The 17,742-nt window shown below is 64.2% G+C and carries 18 protein-coding genes; 10 read left to right on the plus strand and 8 right to left on the minus strand.

Translation table 11 applies throughout. From position 1 onward, the window contains the following. Positions 1-23: 23 nt before the first annotated feature. The 6 genes from IVB42_RS14680 to IVB42_RS14705 all read left to right on the plus strand — a co-directional run bounded on the left by IVB42_RS14680 (position 24) and on the right by IVB42_RS14705 (position 7,248). Positions 24-293: a GlsB/YeaQ/YmgE family stress response membrane protein gene (locus IVB42_RS14680; protein ID WP_007605178.1), complete on the plus strand. Its 270-nt coding sequence runs from the start codon at positions 24-26 to the stop codon at positions 291-293. 260 nt (positions 294-553) lie between these two features. After that, complete coding sequence (locus IVB42_RS14685) at positions 554-2,299, plus strand: type I secretion system permease/ATPase (RefSeq protein WP_018457590.1); 1,746 nt, start codon at positions 554-556, stop codon at positions 2,297-2,299. Further along, a complete protein-coding gene (locus IVB42_RS14690) occupies positions 2,296-3,630 on the plus strand; it encodes an HlyD family type I secretion periplasmic adaptor subunit (RefSeq protein WP_018457589.1) in 1,335 nt (444 codons plus the stop codon). Before IVB42_RS14685 ends, IVB42_RS14690 begins: the two co-directional genes overlap by 4 nt. A gap of 175 nt (positions 3,631-3,805) precedes the next feature. Next, a complete protein-coding gene (locus IVB42_RS14695; RefSeq protein WP_018457588.1) occupies positions 3,806-5,284 on the plus strand; it encodes an AMP nucleosidase in 1,479 nt (492 codons plus the stop codon). A 77-nt stretch (positions 5,285-5,361) separates the two neighbouring features. Continuing rightward, positions 5,362-5,637 (plus strand): DUF1488 family protein, encoded by a 276-nt coding sequence (locus tag IVB42_RS14700; RefSeq protein WP_026233404.1) that lies wholly within the window; start codon positions 5,362-5,364, stop codon positions 5,635-5,637. 240 nt (positions 5,638-5,877) lie between these two features. Continuing rightward, positions 5,878-7,248: a hypothetical protein gene (locus tag IVB42_RS14705; RefSeq protein ID WP_247399483.1), complete on the plus strand. Its 1,371-nt coding sequence runs from the start codon at positions 5,878-5,880 to the stop codon at positions 7,246-7,248. 27 nt (positions 7,249-7,275) lie between these two features. Here the strand turns inward: IVB42_RS14705 and IVB42_RS14710 are convergent, their stop codons facing one another. Together IVB42_RS14710 and IVB42_RS14715 are read right to left on the minus strand one after the other, a co-directional pair. After that, a complete protein-coding gene (locus IVB42_RS14710) occupies positions 7,276-8,364 on the minus strand; it encodes a Zn-dependent alcohol dehydrogenase (RefSeq protein ID WP_018457585.1) in 1,089 nt (362 codons plus the stop codon). Positions 8,365-8,408: 44 nt separating this feature from the next. Next, positions 8,409-10,193: an acyl-CoA dehydrogenase family protein gene (locus IVB42_RS14715; protein ID WP_026233403.1), complete on the minus strand. Its 1,785-nt coding sequence runs from the start codon at positions 10,191-10,193 to the stop codon at positions 8,409-8,411. A 231-nt stretch (positions 10,194-10,424) separates the two neighbouring features. Here IVB42_RS14715 and IVB42_RS14720 point away from each other — a divergent pair, with 231 nt between their 5' ends. Both IVB42_RS14720 and IVB42_RS14725 read left to right on the plus strand, forming a co-directional pair. Continuing rightward, positions 10,425-11,126 carry an SDR family NAD(P)-dependent oxidoreductase gene (locus IVB42_RS14720; RefSeq protein ID WP_018457582.1) on the plus strand — a complete coding sequence of 234 codons (702 nt, stop codon included), beginning with the start codon at positions 10,425-10,427 and terminating at the stop codon, positions 11,124-11,126. 111 nt (positions 11,127-11,237) lie between these two features. Further along, positions 11,238-12,068, plus strand: coding sequence for an enoyl-CoA hydratase (locus IVB42_RS14725; protein WP_018457581.1), 831 nt, complete (start codon positions 11,238-11,240; stop codon positions 12,066-12,068). A gap of 51 nt (positions 12,069-12,119) precedes the next feature. Here the strand turns inward: IVB42_RS14725 and IVB42_RS14730 are convergent, their stop codons facing one another. Both IVB42_RS14730 and IVB42_RS14735 read right to left on the minus strand, forming a co-directional pair. Beyond that, positions 12,120-12,743: a GNAT family N-acetyltransferase gene (locus tag IVB42_RS14730; protein ID WP_018457580.1), complete on the minus strand. Its 624-nt coding sequence runs from the start codon at positions 12,741-12,743 to the stop codon at positions 12,120-12,122. Between the two features lie 80 nt (positions 12,744-12,823). Then, positions 12,824-13,027: a DUF1127 domain-containing protein gene (locus tag IVB42_RS14735; protein WP_007599575.1), complete on the minus strand. Its 204-nt coding sequence runs from the start codon at positions 13,025-13,027 to the stop codon at positions 12,824-12,826. A 110-nt stretch (positions 13,028-13,137) separates the two neighbouring features. Here IVB42_RS14735 and IVB42_RS14740 point away from each other — a divergent pair, with 110 nt between their 5' ends. Beyond that, entirely contained in the window at positions 13,138-14,037 is a 900-nt protein-coding gene (locus tag IVB42_RS14740; protein ID WP_026233402.1) for a transcriptional regulator GcvA, read from the plus strand. Between the two features lie 37 nt (positions 14,038-14,074). On the opposite strand, the gene IVB42_RS14745 is transcribed toward IVB42_RS14740, so the two are convergent. Genes IVB42_RS14745 through IVB42_RS14755 form a run of 3 tightly spaced genes read right to left on the minus strand, consistent with a single transcriptional unit; the run spans position 14,075 to position 16,679 of the window. Beyond that, positions 14,075-14,488: a Rieske (2Fe-2S) protein gene (locus tag IVB42_RS14745; RefSeq protein ID WP_018457577.1), complete on the minus strand. Its 414-nt coding sequence runs from the start codon at positions 14,486-14,488 to the stop codon at positions 14,075-14,077. Continuing rightward, complete coding sequence (locus IVB42_RS14750) at positions 14,488-15,597, minus strand: amidohydrolase family protein (RefSeq protein WP_018457576.1); 1,110 nt, start codon at positions 15,595-15,597, stop codon at positions 14,488-14,490. Before IVB42_RS14750 ends, IVB42_RS14745 begins: the two co-directional genes overlap by 1 nt. 23 nt (positions 15,598-15,620) lie before the next feature. Next, complete coding sequence (locus tag IVB42_RS14755; RefSeq protein WP_018457575.1) at positions 15,621-16,679, minus strand: amidohydrolase family protein; 1,059 nt, start codon at positions 16,677-16,679, stop codon at positions 15,621-15,623. 169 nt (positions 16,680-16,848) lie between these two features. On the opposite strand from IVB42_RS14755, the gene IVB42_RS14760 reads away from it, so the two are divergent. Continuing rightward, on the plus strand, positions 16,849-17,331 hold the full coding sequence (locus IVB42_RS14760; protein WP_018457574.1) for a CinA family protein: 483 nt from the start codon (positions 16,849-16,851) through the stop codon (positions 17,329-17,331). A gap of 57 nt (positions 17,332-17,388) precedes the next feature. Here IVB42_RS14760 and IVB42_RS14765 read toward each other — a convergent pair whose 3' ends face one another. Further along, positions 17,389-17,742 carry a nuclear transport factor 2 family protein gene (locus tag IVB42_RS14765; RefSeq protein ID WP_018457573.1) on the minus strand — a complete coding sequence of 118 codons (354 nt, stop codon included), beginning with the start codon at positions 17,740-17,742 and terminating at the stop codon, positions 17,389-17,391.

Genomic DNA, 17,742 nt, shown 5'->3' on the forward strand with positions numbered 1-17,742 from the left:
GTTCACGGAGAGGGACCTCATTTATGTACATTTCGAATGAAGGCTTGCTTGTCATCCTGTTCGTCGGCCTCGTCGCTGGTTGGCTGGCCGGCAAGGTGGTGCGCGGAACCGGGTTCGGCATCATCGGCGATATCGTGGTCGGCATCGCCGGCGCGCTGGTGGCAAGCTTCCTGTTTCCGAAGCTCGGCATTCACATCGGCACCGGGCTGATATCGGAGATCATCTATTCCGCCATCGGCGCGGTCATCCTGCTGCTGGTGGTGCGGCTGGTCCGCGGCGGCGGCCGGTTCTAATGGCGCCCGGGTTCAATTGATCGAACTTTTGACCTCTCCCCGCCCGGGGAGAGGTGACATGTCTGCAAGAAAAAGCCGCAAGATCGTGAGATTCCGGACTTGCGTGCAAGGTCGGTCGGGGGTGATGTGGGCCATAGGGGTCCCGGGTGTTCGACTGCGTTGAGCGATGAGCGCAAACGCGATGTTAATCCGGGTCAATTACTCCTGAATTTGCCTTTGAAATCAGGGACTTTGGCCCCTACCCGAAAGAGATCAGACTGATGGCAGCCGTTCCCGGCGTCCGCCGCTCAGAGCTCGGTGATGCGCTGCGCGCCTGTCGCACGGCGTTTGTCGGCGTCGGCTTGATGAGCTGCATGATCAACCTGCTCTATCTGACCGGGTCGATCTTCATGCTGGAGGTCTACGACCGGGTGCTGCCGAGCCGCAGTATTCCGACCCTGGTCGGCCTGATCGTCCTCGCCGGTTTCCTCTACATGGCGCAGGGCGTGCTGGACATGATCCGCAACCGGATCTTGGGCCGGGTCGGTACCGCCCTGGACGAAGCCTTGAACAAGCGGGTGTTCGACACCATCGTGCGCCTGCCGCTGCTGGTTGGCAGCCGCAACGAGGGGCTTCAGCCGCTGCGGGATCTCGACAATGTCCGTTCCTTCCTCGGCGGCATGGGACCGAGCGCGTTCTTCGACCTGCCCTGGCTGCCGCTCTATCTCGCCATCTGCTTCGCCTTCCACGTCATGATCGGCGTCACCGCGCTGGTCGGAGCCGTCATCCTGGTCGGGTTGACGCTGGTCACCGAGTTCATGTCCCGCCAGCCGGCGCGCGAGGCGATGGGGCTCGCCGCCCAGCGCAACGATCTCGCCCAGGCCAGCCGCCGCAATGCCGAAGTCATGGTGTCGATGGGCATGGCCGGCCGGATGAACGCGCGCTGGAGCGAGGCCAACGAAAAATATCTCGACGGCAACCAGCGTGCGAGCGACGTCGCCGGCGGTCTCGGCGCGGTCGCAAAAGTGCTGCGCATGATGCTGCAATCGGCCGTGCTCGCGGTCGGCGCCTATCTCGTCATCCACCAGGAGGCGACCGCCGGCATCATCATCGCCGGCTCGATCCTCTCGGCACGCGCGCTCGCGCCGGTCGACCTCGCGATCGCGCACTGGAAATCCTTTGTCGCGGCACGCCAGAGCTGGCATCGTCTGACCCGCCTTCTCGAGCAGATGCCGGCGCAGACGATGCCGACCCAGTTGCAGGCGCCCACCAGCCGCCTCTCGGTCGAAGGTATCGCCATGGTGCCGCCGGGCGACCAGCGCCTCATCGTGCAAGACATCACCTTTGCGCTCGAAGCCGGCAATGGCCTCGGCGTGATCGGACCGAGCGGCTCCGGCAAGTCGTCGCTGATCCGCGCGCTGGTCGGCGTCTGGCAGCCGGTCCGCGGCAAGGTGCGGCTCGACGGCGCGGCGCTCGACCAGTGGTCGTCGGACATGCTTGGCCGCCACATCGGCTATCTGCCGCAGGACGTCGAATTGTTCGGCGGCACCATCGCGCAGAACATCAGCCGCTTCGATCCCGAGGCCACGTCTGACGGCATCATCGGCGCCGCCAAGGAAGCCGGCGTGCACGAGATGATCATCAAGATGCGCGAGGGCTACAACACCCAGGTCGGCGAGCAGGGCACGGCGCTCTCCGCGGGCCAGGCGCAGCGCGTGGCGCTGGCGCGCGCGCTCTATGGCAACCCCTTCCTGATCGTGCTCGACGAGCCCAATTCCAATCTCGATACCGAAGGCGACGAGGCGCTGACCCGCGCCATCCGCGCGGCGCGCGAGCGCGGCGCCATCGTCATCGTAGTGGCGCACCGTCCGATCGGCGTGGAAGCGGTTGACCAGATCCTGGTGCTGCGCGACGGCCGCATGCAGGCCTTCGGGCCGAAGGAACAGGTGCTCGCCCAGGTGCTCCAGCCGCGCGTGACGCCGCCGGCGCCGATCAAGATCGTCAGCGAAGGCGGAGCCAAGGCATGAGCACGATGGCGCTCGGCGGCGCGAAGCCTGCCGCGAAGAGGACCGTACGGCAGTCGATCCGGTTTCACCTGATGCTCGGGCTTGGGATCGTGCTGGTCCTCCTGGTCGGCCTCGGCGGCTGGGCTTCGACGGTGCAGATTTCGGGCGCGCTGATCGCGCCGGGTCAGATCGTCGTCGAGTCCAATGTCAAAAAGGTGCAGCATCCGACCGGCGGCGTCGTCGGCGAGGTGCGTGCTCGCGATGGCGACGTAGTTAAGGCTGGCGACATCGTGGTGCGGCTCGACGACACCGTCACCAAGGCGAATCTCGCCATCGTCACCAAGAATCTCGACGCGGCGCAGGCGCGTGCGGCGCGGCTCCAGGCCGAGCAGCGCGGAATCGACAGGATCGACTACCCGCAAGCGTTGCTCGATCGCGGCAACGATCCCGACGTCAAGGCGCTGCTCTCCGCCGAAACCAAGCTGTTCGACGTCCGCGTCAACGGACGCGCCGGCCAGAAGGCGCAGCTGCGCGAGCGCATCCAGCAGCTCAATGAAGAGATCGAGGGCCTCTCCGCGCAGGAGCGGGCCAAGGACAAGGAAATTTCGCTGGTGCAGCAGGAGCTCGTGGGTGTCCGCGATCTCTATGACAAGCACCTGGTGCAGATCTCCCGTCTGACCACGCTCGAACGCGACAGCGCCCGCCTCAACGGCGAGCGCGCGCAATACATCGCCTCGCGGGCGCAGGCCAAGGGCAAGATCACCGAGACCGAGCTCCAGATCATCCAGGTCGACAAGGACATGGTCAGCGAGGTCTCGAAGGATCTGCGCGAGACCAACGACAAGATCGGCGAAATGATCGAGCGCAAGGTCGCCGCCGAGGACCAGCTTCGCCGTGTCGACATCCGCGCGCCGCAGGACGGCATGGTGCTGCAATCGACGGTGCATACCGTTGGTGGCGTCATCACCGCCGGCGACGCCCTCATGCTGATCGTGCCGCAGGCCGACGATCTCCAGGTCGAAGCCAAGGTCAATCCGGTCGATATCGACAAGCTCCAGATCGGCCAGAAGACGCTGCTGCGCCTGTCCGCGTTCAACCAGCGCACAACGCCGGAGCTCAACGGCGTCGTCAGCCGCGTCTCGCCCGACGTCACCACCGATCAGCGCACCGGCCAGAGCTACTACACCATCCGCGTCTCGCTGTCCGCAGAGGAGGTCGCCAAGCTCGGTGACTCCAGGCTGATCCCCGGCATGCCGGCGGAAGCGTTCGTCCAGACCGGCGATCGCACCATGCTGTCCTACCTGATGAAGCCGCTGCACGACCAGTTCATGCGAGCGTTCCGGGAGAAGTGACGCGCGAAAGCGCGTCATCCCATTCGTCATTGCGAGCGCAGCGAAGCAATCCAGGTCGCCTCCGTGGCGAGATTTCTGGATTGCTTCGCTACGCTCGCAATGACGGGCGGCTTCTTTCTTGCTTTAGTTTTCTTGCTATAGTTCGATTCAGCCCCAGCAAACCCGGCGTCGAACAATGCAATCCATCCAATCTCCACCCTCCGTCGCCACCGAATCCTATTCCGACGCCGGCCTCGCCGTCGCCCGCCTCGAAGAGATCTACGAGCGCAACACGAAGTTCCTGCGCGACCGGTTCGAAGCTTACGTCAACGGCGAGGCAATCACGACGCGGGTGCGGGCCTTCTATCCCTTCGTCCGTATCACCACCGCGACGCATGCGCGGCTGGATTCGCGGCTCGCCTACGGCTTCGTCGCGCGGCCCGGTGTGCACGAGACCAGCGTCACGCGGCCGGATCTGTTCCGGACTTATCTCACAGAGCAGATCGGACTGTTGATCCAGAACCACGGTGTCCCAGTCGAAATCGGCGAGTCCAGCGAACCGATCCCCGTTCACTTCGCCTATCGCCGCGACATCAACATCGAAGCCGCCATCACCACCAGCGAGAACTCGCCGGTGACGCGATCGCTGCGCGATGCGTTTGACGTGCCTGATCTGGCCACCATGGACGATGCCATCGCCGACGGCACTTTCGAGCTCCAGCCCGGCGCGCCCGAACCGCTGTCCCTGTTTCGGGCGGCCCGCGTCGACTACTCGCTGCGCCGGCTCTACCACTACACGGGCACGGATCCAGAGTATTTCCAGAACTTCGTGATCTTCACCAACTACCAGTTCTATGTCGACGCCTTCGCGCAGCTTTGCCAGCAGCGGCTTCAGGCTGGCGAGGCGGGCCTCGATGCCTTCGTCGCTCCAGGCAATGTGATCACGCGCAGCGGCGGCGCGACGACGGGCGTTGCGCCCGCGCGCACGCCGCAGATGCCTGCCTTCCACCTGGCCGCGCCCGGCTATCGTGGTATCACCCTGATCAACATCGGCACCGGTCCGTCGAACGCGCGCAACGTCACCGACCATGTTGCCGTGCTGCGGCCCCATGCCTGGCTGATGCTCGGCCATTGCGCGGGCCTGCGCAACACGCAGCGGCTCGGCGACTACGTGCTCGCCCATGGCTATGTGCGCGAGGACCATGTGCTCGATCGTGAGTTGCCGCTGTGGGTGCCGATCCCGGCGCTCGCGGAGATGCAGGTGGCGCTCGAGGAGGCGGTCGAGGACGTCACCGGGCTCGAAGGATTCGAGCTCAAGCGCCTGATGCGCACCGGCACCGTCGCGAGCGTCGACAACCGCAATTGGGAGATCAGCGGGCCCGATGTCATTCGCCGCTTGTCGCAATCGCGCGCGGTTGCGCTCGACATGGAATCGGCCGCGATTGCCGCCAACGGCTACCGCTTTCGCGTCCCTTACGGCACGCTGCTGTGCGTCTCCGACAAGCCTCTCCACGGCGAGATCAAGCTCGCAGGCATGGCCAGCGAATTCTACCGCCGCCGCGTCGGCCAGCATCTCGAGATCGGCTTAAAGGCGCTGGAACGGCTCAAGCAGCAGGAATCCGAGCGACTGCATTCCCGCAAGCTCCGCAGTTTCGCCGAAGTTGCATTTCAGTAGGCCATGGATTGCCTTTGCTGCTGACAAGCAGCGGGATTTTCGGCATTTTCGGCGCGGGGGTCGACCGGGACGAATTGATGCCACTCATGCGCGACAGGATCATTGGCCATGATCTCGAACGGCTCGCCTTTCGCTTCACCATGCTGAACGACGGCGAGGTCGTGCAGTGCCAGATCAGCGACGCCGCCATGGACGAGCTTGCGGGCATGCAAGGCACCGAAAGCAGCGCGCGGCAGGCCCAGTTCCTGTCGCTGCGCGAGACCATCGAGCGGCTCGCCTCAGACCTCTACGACGAGGCGCCGCGGGTCAGGGGCCATGTGGTGCGGATCTTCACGCGACATTTGCAGCGATAGTGCCGCTCCAGCCTCCGCCGTCATGCTCCAGGACAGTTCATCAGTTGGTCAAGATTTGGTCTTGCCGGGCTTACCTTCCCGCCGGCAGCCATTTCGACGAGCGTCAATTCCTCTAAAGCATTCGCTAACCAAGCAACCGTTTCGCGGCAATCTTAAGACCTGCGAAACCAGACGTTATCCAGCTATGAATTGATGGCCCGTAGAGGTTGGGTCACGAAATGGAGCCTCACGAGTGATCGCGTGACAAAAGACATTGTTGGAATCTACGCGATCCGCGGGCCCGGTCATGACGTCAATCCGAACAAGACGCAGCCAGAGAGTTGGCGGCTTGCAATCGCCGTCGCGATCGGATGTGGACTTGTCGGCCTTGCGCTCCGCTACGTTGCCCGGGAACACGCGACCGATGACGCCATTCAGCATCTGATCCCCTGGTATGTCTTTGCTCGCGATCACGGAGTCGCCGGGCTGGCCGAAGCCTTTACCAACTACACGCCGTTCTACAGCTACCTCCTGCTGATTGCCGCCCGATTTGATTGGCTAGGCGAGCCACTTTCCCTCGTGAAAGCGATCTCGGCAGTATTCGAGTTGGGCTGCGCGATCACTGTGGCCCAGATCGTCTGGCGAGCGACAAAGCTGCCGTTGCGAGCTTCCCTGGCCTTCTGCGCTGTCTGGCTTGCACCGACGGTGATCTTCAACGGCGCGGTGTGGGCGGAGAGTGATTCGATCTGGACGTACTTCACGCTGGTTTCCATCGCGCTGTTCATGCGGGACCGAAATGGCGTTGCGTCATTTGCGATGGCATTTTCGGTGAAGGCTCAGGGCGTGTTCCTGGGACCCTTCGTGCTCGGCATGATTCTGCGCCGCAGGATCCACCCGGCATGGCTCGCCACCGTTCCCGGGATCTATGTGGTTCTCGCCATTCCGGTTCTGGTCGCCGGTAGATCTTTGGCCTCCGTGTTCGCGGTCTATCTGGACCAAGCTCACACCTTCAATCGCCTCACCATGAACGCAGCGAACATCTGGGTGCTGGCTGGCGGACTGCCGTACGCGATCGGAGTCGCCGTCGGCATGGTGCTCGCGGCCGCGAGCGGGCTCGCCTTGTCGATCTTCATCGCGCGCTCTCGACGGGCGGGGCCGGAGTTTATTCTGCTCGTCGCCTGTGTATCGCTCATGCTCATGCCGTATCTGCTCCCGAAGATGCACGAGCGGTACTTCTACGCGTTCGAGCTTGCGTCGATCGCGCTGGCCTGCCTCAATCCGCGCTATGTGCCCTTCGCGGTGATTGCTCAGGTCGACGGCGTGTTATCCTATCTCGCGTTCGAAAACGGAATCGTCCTGGGCGTGCTGCCGGCGGCACTCTGCAACAGCCTTCTCGTGTACTACCTCGTGCATGATCTTTGGCGCGGCGAACGTGGATTTCGCTTTCCGAAGCTTGCTTGGCTCGGCTTCATCGCGTCGACCGCGGGATTGTTCTCCTATCTGGTCATCGAAGGGCCCGGTTTGAACATATCGCCCCTGTACCTGCTCGCCACGGGTCTCGTGACAGCTGCGGCGCTGCTGCTCCTGAAAGAGTCGCGTGGCGACTTGGCCGGCCCGGACCAGTTGCCTTAATCCTGGGCGACCCGCGTCATCGAGCCATCAGCTGTCAAACATGATCACGCTGCGCAGCGTCTTGCCGGCCTTCATGTTGGCAAACCCTTCGTTGATCTCGGAGAGCTTCAGCTTGGCCGAGATCCAGTCTTCCAGATGCAGCCGGCCGCGCAGGTAGAAATCCACCAGCCGCGGCATGTCGACGCGAAAATGGTTCGAGCCCATCGATGAGCCCTGGATCCTGCGCTCGCGCAGGAAGTCGAAGCCGTGCAGCTCGATCTTCTGGCCGAACGGAATCATGCCGACGATGGTGGCCGTGCCGCCCGAGGCGAGCATGCCGAAGGCCTGCTCCGCGGTCTCCTTGCGGCCGAGCACCTCGAAGGAATGATGCACGCCGCCATTGGTGAGATCGCGCACCTGCTTCACGACGTCGCCGTCTGCCGGATTAATGATGTCGGTGGCGCCCAGCTTGGTCGCGAGCTGGAGCTTGGCCGGGTTGGTGTCGATGGCAATGATGCGGCCGGCGCCCGCGATCTGCGCGCCGTTGATCGCGGCCATGCCGACACCGCCGCAGCCGATCACGGCCACGGTCTCGCCGGCCGTCACCTTCGCCGTGTTCACGACCGCGCCGTAGCCGGTGATGACGCCGCAGCCGATCAGCGCGGCCAGATCGAGCGGCATCTCCTTGCGGATTTTGACGATCGCGTTCTCGTGCACCAGCATCTGCTCGGCGAAGGACGAGAGGTTGAGGAACTGATGCAGCTTCTCGGAGCGAGCCCATTGCATCCGATTGGACACCCCCGGCAGCAATTTCACCGTGGTGTCGGTGCAGAGCACCGTGCGGCCCGTGGTGCAGTTGTCGCAGGTGCCGCAGAATACCGAAAGACAGGTGACGACATGATCACCGGGCTTCACATAGGTGACGTCGGAGCCGACCTGCTCGACGACACCGGCCGACTCGTGCCCGAGCACCGCGGGCAGCGGATGCGGATAAAGGCCTTCCATGAAGTGCAGATCGGAGTGGCAGAGACCTGCGGCCGAGGTCCGGATCAGGACCTCGCGCGGGCCGGGCTTCGGCAGGCTGACATCCTCGATGACTAGGGGCTTGTTGACTTCATGGAGGACGGCCGCCTTCATCGAGCACTCCCTATCGCTTTTTTTGCTTCGAACGTGGGTGCAGCCTACGCTGCCAGGACCAGTTCGCCAACCTCGCTCATGCTGCCTGCACGATCGCCGAGCAGCAGCGCCGCGATCTTCTGCTGCACGGCATTTTCCGTCAGCCGGAACGGATCGCTCGGCGACACCCGGTGATCGATCACCAGCCGCGACAACAACAGCCTGCGCGCATCGCCCCGCATGTCGTGAATACGATGCGCCTCCCAGGCGAGCGCGACGGCACCGGCGACATGATAGAGCAGGCTGGTGGCGCGGCGCGCATCGGCCTCATTGTCGGCCTTTCCCGCGACCTCGCGTGCGAAGCCCACCGCACGATCGGTGAGCGTGTGCAGCCGGTCGCGCCAGGCCTGCGGCACCGAGGGGCTGTCATCGAGGCGAGCATGCAGATCGGCGGCCAGCGCGGATTCGGCGCCGTGGCGGCCGACCGCACGCCTCAGCGCATCGATCGCGACGATGTTGCCGGTGCCTTCCCAGACCGAACCGAGATGCGCGTCGCGGAGCAGGCGGGCGGTCGCGAATTCCTCGATATAGCCGATGCCGCCGCGCATCTCGAGCGCATCGCCACAGACCTTTCGCGCATCGCGGGTGGCGCGGAATTTCAAGGTCGGCGTCAGGATGCGCAGCAGTGCGGCCGCATCCTGGCTGCCGGCCTCGGCGCGGTCGAGCGCGTCCGCAGTGAGAAAGCTCATCGACAACGCCTGCTCGACCGGCAGCATGATCTTCAGCATCTGGCGCCGACCTAGCGGCAGGTCGATGATGCGGTTGCCGAACACCACGCGGTTTTTCGCCACCGTCATCGCGTCATGGTAGGCCCGCCGCATCAGCGCGGTGGATTTGACGCCATTTGAGAGCCGCGACGAGTTCACCATCTCGGCCATCTGCACGAAGCCGCGGTCGAGCTTGCCGACCGCGTAGGCGATCGCGCCTTCGAGCTTGATTTCACCCGAGGCCATCGAGCGCGTGCCGAGCTTGTCCTTCAGACGCACGATCCGGTAGTGGTTCTGCGAGCCGTCGTCGAGGAAGCGCGGCATCAGAAACAGGCCGACTCCGCGCGTGCCGGGGCCGGCACCTTCGGGGCGCGCCAGCAGCATCACGATCTTTGCGTCGGCGTTCGAGCAGAACCATTTTTCGCCGGTGAGGCGCCAATGGTCGCCTTCCTGCACGGCCGTCGTGGTCAGCGTGCCGACATCGGAGCCGCCTTCCTTCTCGGTCATGAACTGGCCGCCCTGGGTCAGCTTGCTCATGTCGGTCTGGGTTAGTCCGTCGAGATATTTCGCCTTCAGCGCCTCGCTGCCGAAATTCGCGAGCAGCTTGGCGCAGCCGTCGGTTACGTTGATCGGGCAACCCATGCCGAATTCGGTCTGGTTGAACAGGAAGGTGAAGGCGTGCTTGGCGACGACAGGATATTTGTCCGGCCAGCCCATGATGCCCTTGCGGATCGAGAGCGCGTGGATGCCGAACTCGCCGAAGGCGGCCTTCTCCAGCTCGCGATAGGCCGGGTGGTATTCGATCCACTGCACGTCGCGACCGAACTTGTCGCGCTGGTGCAGCACCGGTGTGTGCCGGTCGGCGAGCCGCGCGCATTCATCGAGCACGCCGCCGGCGAGTTCGCCCAGCCGATCGAGATGCGGCTCGATGTGGCGGAATAGCGTCTCCGGTAGATGAATGCGGAGGAGATCGGTGAGTGCCTGATCGGCGCGGTAGAAATTCATGCCGGTGGTATCGGGAGCCAGCAGTCCGGATGGTGCGGCCGCGACCTGTTTTGGCTGCGCGGGGGCCGGCTGTCGCATGATCATCCTCTTCGTTTCCGCCTTGCGGTCATTTTGCGCTGATTTGGCGCTTGCCGCTTGTGATGATGTCGATCATGCTCCAGTCGCGAAAGCGGATAAAGCCGCAAATTGTCAGGGAGGCATGATCGCCGTGAGGGCGCAATTCGCTCTGCGGAATTATGATCGTCCCGGCTGGTTGTCCGCGCGGACCGTGCATAGATCAGCGGCTTCCCGTCTTCGAGAGATCACGCCATGGAACACCCGAAATACAAGATCGCCCTCATCGTCGGCGCCGGCGAAGGCCTGAGCGCCTCGCTGGCGCGGTTGTTGTCCGCCCAGGGCATCCGCGTCGCGCTGGCCGCGCGAAAAATCGAGAAGCTCGGCGCGCTCTGCAGCGAGACCGGCGCCAAGGCCTATGCCTGCAACGCCACCGAGCCTGATGCGGTCGAACGCCTGTTTGGCCTGGTCGAACGCGAGATCGGCATGCCCGACGTGGTCGTCTACAACGCCAGCGGCCGCGCGCGCGGGCCGTTCGTCGATCTCGTTCCGGCCGACGTGGCGAACGCCATTGCGGTCAGTGCCTATGGCGGCTTCCTGGTGGCGCAGCAAGCGGCCAGGCGCATGCTGCCGAACCAGCACGGCGCGATCCTGTTCACCGGCGCTTCGGCAAGCGTCAAGGGCTATGCGCAGTCCGCGCCGTTCGCGATGGGCAAGTTCGCACTGCGCGGGCTCGCGCAGAGCATGGCGCGCGAATTGTCGCCGCAAGGCATCCATGTCGCCCATTTCGTGATCGATGGCGGCATCAGGAGCGCAGCGCGCACGGAAGCGCCGGAGAAGCCGGATTCAATGCTCGATCCCGATGCCATCGCGGAGAGCTACTGGAACGTGTTGCAGCAGCCGCGCAGCGCCTGGAGCTGGGAGCTGGAGCTGCGGCCCTGGGTGGAGAAGTTTTGAGGCAAGCTGCCGTAGGGTGGGCAAAGGCGCATAGCGCCGTGCCCACTATCAACGACGAAACAGCAATTGGTGGGCACGCTTCGCTTTGCCCATCCTACAAGGGCGGGAATCATGTCCACGGAAACCACCATCGATACCGGCACCAGTGAACTCCTCTGCGTGATCCGCGATCGCGTCGCATTGATCACGCTGAACCGGCCCGAGGCGCGCAACTCGCTGTCGGACGCGCTGACCCCGGCGCTGCGTACGATGATCCGCTCCTGCGGCGAGAACCCCGATGTCGGCGCGCTGCTGATCACCGGCGCCGGCGAAGCGTTCTGCGCCGGCGGCAACGTCAAGGGCATGGGCGCGCATCGCGACCCGAAGAAGCTGGAGATGTCCTTTGACGACAAGGTCGCCGATCTCCAGGAGCGGCAGCGCCTGCTCACCGGCGCGCTGGTGTCGGTGCGCAAGCCGACCATCGCGGCGCTGCCGGGGCCGGCGGTCGGCGCGGGGCTCGCCATCGCCATGGCCTGCGATATCCGCATTGCCGCGCAATCGGCCTTCGTGGCCACCGGCTATGCGCGCATCGCGCTGTCCGGCGACTATGGCATCGCGTGGCTGTTGACGCGCCTCGTCGGCACCGCGCGGGCGCGCGAGCTGCTGTTCACCGGCGATCGGGTCGATGCTGTCAGGTGCGAGGCCATCGGCCTCGTCAACCGCGTGGTGCCCGATGACAAATTGCAGGCGGAGGCCTTTGCACTGGCAAAATCCCTCGCTGAAGGTCCGCGCCTCGCGTTGCGCTACATGAAGGACAATCTCGACGAGGCCCTGCTGTTCGACTTCGAGACCGCGCGCGACCACGAGGCCGAACGTCTGGTTCGCCTGACCACGACCGCCGATCACAAGGAAGCGGTGCAGGCCTTCATCGAGAAACGCAAGGCGGTGTTCACGGGGAAGTAGCGGCGCAAAAATGCCCGGCTCTGGTTTTCGCCAGGCCGGGCTCGAGTGGTGTCAGGCCGAGGCTGAGGGGCTATCGGCCTGACGGGAAAGAGCGACGAGGCGCCAGCTCGCGCAGGGAATGTCTTTCGGTGCGACGGAGATCTCCTTGTCGAAGCGCACTAGCTTCCAGTCGTCCGGATGGTTGACGAAGGCGAAGTCCGATTTACGCGCGACCGAGATCATGGCGGCGTTGGAGCGCAGCGTGTCGCCGAACATGTGGTCGGCGCCGAGCGCGGCCGCGCGGCATTCAAGATTCTTCATCAGCACGGTGGCGATGCCGTGGCCCTGCCAGCGGTCGGCAACCGACAGACCGAATTCAAGCGTCGCGGTTTCGGCATGCAGCGCATAGCGCGCTTCGGCGACGATGGTCTCGAAGCCGTCGACCATCATGGTCGCCACCACGGTAAAACGTTCGCGCTCGCCGATTTGAAGGAATTCGTGCAGCAGGCCCTGCGGCAGTTCGCTGATCGCGCCGAAGAAGCGGTTGTATCGGGACCGCGTCGAGAGCGAGCGAAAATAGTGCTGGAGCTCCTCGGTGTCGCGCGGCTCGACGAAACGAACGCGCAGCGCCTCGCCGTGTCGCGTGCGCAGCGTGTCCGAATATTGCTTCAGATCTTCCAGGCGAAGGGTGCTCATGACACGCGCCCCCAAGGGGACCAAAGGGGAAAGGGACCGCCGGCGCCCCCACAGTCAGGCGGCGCCGGCCTGGCGGCCAATCAGGCCCGCCAGAAGGGTTTGTCGGCCTCGTAGGCGACATCGCTCCAGGACAGTCCGACGTCCTGAAGGTCGCGCGCGGACCAGTTGGTGAGCTCACGCCGGGTCCGGTAACGCTCGTGCCAAACGTGAAGCGTCTCGCCGATCTGGTGGATCAGCCCTGGCGCATGATGATTTGTCATCGAATTCTGGGTCAAAGTAGACATTGCCAGCTCCTGGAGCTAAGTTGACCGCTAATATCTGCTTCCGGGTGCACTGCGACAAACGACAATTTGTACTCTTTCGCATGAAATAACGTCATGTATCCTGCTGCCAGATGACTGCCAGATTGCCCTCCCTGAATGGATTGCGGGCCTTTGAGGCCGCCGCGCGCCATCTCAGCTTCACGCTGGCGGCGTCCGAGCTGAACGTGACCCAGACCGCGATCAGCCACCAGATCCGCAGGCTCGAGGAGGAGCTCGGCATCCGCCTGTTCGTCCGGCAGAACCGCGCGCTGGCGCTGACGGCCGAGGCGCGCGACTATCTGCCGGGCGTCCGCGCCGCCTTCAACGACCTCCGGCTTGCCACCGATCGGCTGCTGCGCAAGGACGATGACAAGGTGCTGACGGTCTCGACGCTGGCTTCGCTCGCCGCAAAATGGCTGCTGCCGCGGCTGACCGATTTCCAGGAGCACCATCCCGGCATCGACGTCCGTATCACGACCTCCACCAGCCTCGTCGACTTCCAGCGCGACAATGTCGATGCCGCGATCCGCTACGGGCGCGGCCAGTGGCCGGGCTTGCGCGCCGACTGGCTGATGGCGGACGAGCTGTTTCCGGTCTGCAGCCCGTCTCTGCTGCGTGGCGACAAGCCGTTGCGCTGTCCCGAGGACCTCAAGAGCCACATGCTGCTGCACACCTCCAACGCCAACAGCGACGACTGGCGGCTGTGGTTGACGGCGGCGGGTCTGCCGGCCGACATCGCCAGGCAGCCCGGCATCACCTTCGACATGATCTTCATGACCATCCAGGCCGCGATCGACGGCATCGGCGTGGCGATGGGGCGGACCTCCTATGTCCAGGACGACATCGCCAAGGGGCGACTAGTGGTCCCCTTCAAGATCGCGCTGCCGGCCGATGCGGGCTTCTACCTGGTCGCGCCGGAGGGGCGCCGCGAAGCGCCGAAGCTCGCCGCATTCCGTGAGTGGATGATCGCGGCAACGCGGAATAAGGCCTGAAATCGTGCCGGCGCATGTCCGCGCAACCTGCTTCTCGCTACAGCTCCACCACGACGTAGTCGCTCTCGATCTTCACGGGTATCGTCTCGGCGACATACGGCCCCTTCACCACGCTTGCACCCGGCTCGACATGGGCCGGGTAGGCCTTCACGCGGAAGCGGCGAGGGTCGCAGTAGGACTGGCCGGTGCGGATGTCGAACTCCCAGCCATGCCAGGGGCAGCGAATGATCTCGCCGAGCTTGGTATATTCGATCTCGCCCGGATCCTTCGATTGCGCGAGCCCGATCAAGGGTCCCTCGCACAGCGCAGCGCCCTGATGCGGGCAGCGGTTCATCAGGCCGAAATATTCACCCTTGATGTTGAAGATTGCGATCGGCCGTCCGTCGATCTCCAGAAATTTTCGCGTGCCGGGCGGAAGCTCGTCGACCGCGGCAATCACATGCCGCGCCATCAACTGATCCCGTACAGCTTCTTCGCATTGCCGAGATAGAAGGCCTCGCGGTCGTCGTCGCTGACGCCCGCGGGCAGCACGCGCGACGGCTCGTCGTAATCCCAGTGCGGATAGTCGGTCGCGAACAGTAGCCGGTCCCAGCCGATCCACTTGATGACATCGAACAGATCCTCGCGCCGCTCCGGATCCTCCATCGGCTGCGTCGTCCACCACACCTGCTCGCGGATATATTCGGACGGCGGCCGCTTGACATGCGGCACCTCGCTGCGCAGGCGCTGCCAGACTTTGTCGAGCCGCCATGCTAGCGACGGCGCCCAGCCGAAGCCGGCCTCGATCATCACCATCTTCAACTTCGGGAAGCGCTCGAACACGCCCTCCAGCACGAGGCTTGCGAGCGCCGATTGCTGGCACTGCGAGTGGCCGACCATCTCCTCGATGTAATAGGAGGGCCAGCCCGACGGCGTGATGGGGTTGCCGCCGAAGCCGAAGGCGTGGACGCCGACGGGAAGGCCGGCCTCTTCCGCAGCCTGATAGATAGGCCAGTAGCGACGCTGGCCGAGCGGCTCGACATTGCGGCTGAGCAGCAGCACCTGCACGAAATTCTTGTCGCCGGCACGCTCGCGGATTTCCGCGGCGGCTGACAGCCCGTCCTCATTGCCGACGACGATGGACGCCTTCAGCCGCTTGTCCTTGCTGGTCCATTTGTCGATCTGCCAGTCGTTGATCGCCGAGCACAAGGCCGCCGAAAGCTCGTGATTGCGGATGCCTTGCCCGGTGTTGAGCGGATTGAGCACGCCGAGCTGCACGTTGTTGGGATCGAGCAGCTGCTTCTGCATGAAGGACAGCGAGGAGCCCTGCGGCCCGCCTTCCGGCGGATAGGCGTCGCGGCGCGAGGCGTTGGGCTGGGCCTTCGGATAGGGCGGGCCTTCCATCATGCCCTGATAGGCATGGACGCCGTACACTTCGAGATGATGCTGCCAGCGTTTGGCCAGGTAGGGATAGAGCTCGGCGCGGGTCGCGCGTGCCGGATGGATGTCGCAGTCCGCGATCGCGGTTTTGACGGCCAGTGGGGAAGCGGCTTCGGAGCTTTCGCGGAACTGAATATTCATCGCCTTGCCTCCTTTGGCAGCGGCTAAGTCAGGCGGGGATAGGTCGCATGCGGATTATCGATCATGATCTTGCGCACGAGATCGGGGGTGAGACCTGCGGGCAGCGCCTCCTGGCCGTCGAACTGCCAGTGCGGATAGTCGGTGGAGAATACGACCAATTCGTCGGACTGCATATGATCAAACAGGCGAATTAATGTCGCCTCATCCGGCGGTGCATCGAATGGCTGCAACGAGAAGCGGATGTTGCTGCGCACAATGTCCAGCGGCGCGCGATCAACCCACGGCGTCTCCATCCGCACCCCACGCCAGAACTTGTGCAGGCGCCATAGAAATGGGGAGATCCAGGACACCCCGGATTCAAGCATCACCATCTTCAGCCGCGGATATTTGACGAACACGCCCTCGACGATCAGGCTGGTGAGCTGGGTCTGGAACGCCTGGGCCTGACCGGCATAATCCTCGATGTGGTAGGAACCCCAGCCCACGGCGGTCGGCGGATTGTGATAGGCGGAACCGGCATGAATGCCGATCGGTAATTCCAGCCGTTCCGCCGCCTCGTAGATCGGCCAGAGCGCGCGCTTGCCGAGCGGCGTATCGCCCATCACGAGCATCAGCACCTGCACGAAGCGGCGGTCCGTCGCACAGCGCTCGATCTCGGCGACGGCCTTCTCGACGCTTTGGGTGGGGATCACGATCGAGCCGCGCAGCCGCGGATCGCGATCGAGCCATTCCTTCACGAGCCAGTCGTTCAGCGCGCGGCAGAAGGCGGCCTGCAGATCCTCTGAAAACACCATCTGCACGCCGTAGAGCGGATTGCAGATGGCGTGCGAGAGCTGGAAGGGATCGAGCACATGGCGCTGCATGTCCGCCAGGCTTTCACCCGGCTTGCCGCTTTCGGGGCGCCAGTCGGGCCGCGCCGTGATCGGCGAGTTCTGCGGGTAGGATTGCGAGATGAGATCGACCATGCCGCGCGTCGTCACCTGATCGCGCCAATACTCGTTCAGGTACGGCAGCAGGCTGGTCAGATGCGGCACGGCCGGATGCACATCGCAATCCACTCCGCCGGCGATCAGGGACGCCATGACGTGTCCTTCACGTTTCCTCGTCGCGTCTTTCCCGCGGGCAGAGCTTGGCCGCTCCGCCCTTTGGCCGCCATTCAAGCAGGCCTGCCCGTTGGCTGCAACTCGGCCAACGGCGCTGTCATATGCTAGAAAGGCCGAGCTCGGTTGCGAAGCAATAAGGGGTCAAGGAATGAAAGAGCTCGTCGGCATTGCGGAACAGGTCGCAGCGAAGCTGATCGCGCGCAAACAGACCATTGCTGTTGCGGAATCCTCGACCGGCGGCCTGATCTCGGCCAGCCTTCTCGCGGTGCCCGGCGCGTCCGCTTATTTCCTCGGCGGGGCCGTGGTCTACACTCGCGATGCCAGGCGCGTGCTGATGGATATTTCGGACGAAGGAATGAAGGGCTTTCGTTCCTCCTCGGAGCCCTACGCGCAATTGCTGGCCGGGCAGATGCGCAGCCGTTTCAACTGCGATTGGGGCCTGTCGGAGACCGGGGCGTCCGGTCCCACCGGCAATCGCTACGGCGATGCGGCGGGCCACAGCTGCATGGCGGTCGCCGGGCCCGCAGTCGAGGTGATGACGCTTGAGACGGGCAGCAACGACCGCTTGGCCAATATGCAGACCTTTGCAGCGACAGCGCTGAAATTGCTGCTGAAGAATCTGGAGCGGTGAGCTCGCGGCCTCCCGAATATCTGGCTGTGCCGGAGAATGTGTGGTGTGACGCGCTCTTTACCGCGACACGTGCGCCGACACCGCCAGCCACGTCCCGTTCGTCTTCGCCCAGCAATCGGTATAGCGCCCGGTGGCCTGCTGGCCGTCCGCATTGGTGTAGCTCGTTGCCGCGTGGATGATGGCGAAATCACCCATGATACGGATGATGACGTCGTGCTCTCTGAGGTTTCGGATCGCAATCGGCCGCGCCGTCTGCTTCAGGAAGGCCTCGCGATCGACCAGCGTCTTGTCGGGATTGGAGCAGTAGAACTCCGGCGCCAAAATCTCGTCGAAGCGCTTGACGTCGCAATTCTGCACCGAGGCCACATAGTCGCGGTTGAGCGCGGTGAGCTGTTCGAGGTCGTTGCTCAT

Origin of the sequence: Bradyrhizobium sp. 45, assembly GCF_023073155.1 — a bacterium.
Taxonomy (GTDB): domain Bacteria; phylum Pseudomonadota; class Alphaproteobacteria; order Rhizobiales; family Xanthobacteraceae; genus Bradyrhizobium; species Bradyrhizobium canariense_D.